1 protein-coding gene is annotated in these 1,740 nt (G+C 58.2%); it reads right to left on the bottom strand.

What is annotated here, in order from left to right:
• Positions 1 to 477: 477 nt before the first annotated feature.
• On the bottom strand, positions 478 to 651 hold the full coding sequence (locus tag IVB32_RS04140) for a hypothetical protein (RefSeq protein WP_162847274.1): 174 nt from the start codon (positions 649 to 651) through the stop codon (positions 478 to 480).
• Between the last annotated feature and the right edge of the window lie 1,089 nt (positions 652 to 1,740).

Raw genomic sequence — 1,740 nt, 5'->3', positions numbered from 1 at the left:
CGTAACGCCGCCCGCCATGACCTTGCTTCTATCGACCTCACTCACGTCAAACGCCATCGCTGCGTCTGGGGCAAAAGGTGTGAACGGAGGTGGGGCAGAGCACCATCACCATGAGCACCACCTCGAACACCATCCTCACGACCGGGACGATGATTAATTGATGAGGGAAGAGGTCCGCCTCAGGCACTCCGGGGCCTCTGCCTTGTAAGCACATGGCCTACTCACCTAGTCGTGAGTTGGGTCGCTATCTCGGTCGGGTTAATCGAGACGGTCTCTCGCCCATGGGCGCGACCTGCGCCGATAGTGCCACAAACAGCATCAATGTCGTTAGGGGCACCATTCCGGCGCATCATGCTCGCGCGCCGAGAGCGTCGTCGGTCGTGGCGACGTGCAGCGTGTTCAGACTGCGGCCATCGGGCAGCGGAACGGATCAGCAATCACGCCGCTGTCAGTCTCGATTGCTCATCATGCTTCGTGCTACTGCAGTTTCTGATTGTTGGCTACTTCTCGCGCTAAACTAAGCTCAAGCTCAGTGAGCTTTTCGATCAAGTGCTCCACGATCTCCGCGCAGTCCGAATGCGTCAGCGAATGCACTCCGCGCGATGTCAGTTGGTTCTTGAGGATAGTCGCCATCATGGCTTTGACGCTCATGGACCGGCCTCGTCTGAAAAATCGGATCGTCACAAAATCAATCTGAAGTAGACGTTGAATATGGGCGACACGCAACGGCAAGAAGTTTGGTTCAACCTCCGTACAAGTACGGGCGGCGCTCGCGCTATGTTGCGTTGCGAAGCACGTTGCCGTTGCAACACCAAAGCAGCGCTTCGCTCCGAATTCGGGAGTTACGAAACAATTCGTTAGCTTTTATCTGGCTTGCTAGGTGCGTGCCGATTACCGCCGATTGCGGCACATAGAATGGGAATACCGGCCCCGGCTGTTCCTCCCAACCTACGGCCGGGGCCGTTTGAACTTGCACTGCACCGTTCAACCCGGTCCACGACAATGTTTAGAGGCATTGCCATCACGCTATTTGGGCTGACCATTCTTTCGCAGCTCGATCAGACGCTCTTCTATGGTCGAAATACTGGCGCCGCGCTCAGGCTTGTGCGGGACATTAGTCGTGGTTCCGGCCTGTAGGTCAGCCGTGCTGCGCTCCTTCGGGCGGGGCATGCGCGAGCTTCCTCGACGGCTACTTCTTCAACAATACCCCTATCGTTCGCGCCATTCGCCTCACTGATCCTGCGTGACGGCCCAGGTCGGCTGCAATCTTCGATACGCCAGCGCCCGTCCGTGCCAGCTTCGACAATTGCTGGACCTCGCGGTCGGTCCATTGCTTTGGCTTCGGCGTTTTCATGGTGCGGTGCTCAACCGCACCAGTTAACCAGCGCGCCTCGTTTCGAACACTTGGGAAATTTACGGGTGGGTCCGTGGGCTGCGATCGAGGTTCACCGAGAAATAGTCGACCACTTCCGTAGCCTGGGCGTCTTGCCTGAAACCCCGCTGTTCTTCGAAATCGACGGAAGGACCATATGAATGAACTGCTGGCGGCGTACAATGACATCACCGCTTCCGGATCGGGCCCTCCCAACCGCAATGCGCGACGCGGCGAAGGCGGAGCAGCGTTCGCTGGCAGCCATGCACCAAAGTTCGGTTGTGCACGCCGATCTAGCCGGCTTGACCTCTTCCGCATCAGCCACGCGTTCGCTGAGAGGGCGGCTTAAACTCCACGACCTCGTGCTG

It is taken from the genome of Bradyrhizobium sp. 23, from assembly GCF_023073295.1.
GTDB classification, from domain to species: Bacteria; Pseudomonadota; Alphaproteobacteria; order Rhizobiales; family Xanthobacteraceae; genus Bradyrhizobium; species Bradyrhizobium canariense_D.
This window is presented reverse-complemented; position numbering and strand designations above follow the sequence as displayed.